General features: G+C 30.4%; 1 pseudogene. It reads right to left on the bottom strand.

Features of this window, described 5'->3' with window-relative positions:
* A pseudogene (locus tag B5P40_RS24510) lies at window positions 1-296 on the bottom strand (hypothetical protein); the annotation flags it as partial.

A 296-nucleotide genomic window follows, 5' to 3' on the forward strand; every position in this document is an offset into this window, starting at 1 on the left:
TAAGTCCACTATGATACCAGCTTGCTTAATCAGAAGTTGTTGACCATGTTTTATCGTTTTATATTCAACTTTCCCATCTTTATAGAAAAGTTTAATTCTCTTAGAAAAGTTTTGGTTTTTATAATAATCAAACGCACTAATACCAAATTCTCCTTTGTTAAAAGTAGGAGCTTTGTAAGCACGGTTTTCATTGTTAGCTGTATAATCATTTTTAGCACTTTGTTCGGATAAAAAGATAACAAAAGGCTCTTTTAAAAACGAATCATAGGTATCACCAAATGTTGTAACAATCGTTG

The organism is Bacillus sp. SRB_8, assembly GCF_003264205.1.
GTDB classification, from domain to species: domain Bacteria; phylum Bacillota; class Bacilli; order Bacillales; family Bacillaceae_G; genus Bacillus_A; species Bacillus_A mycoides.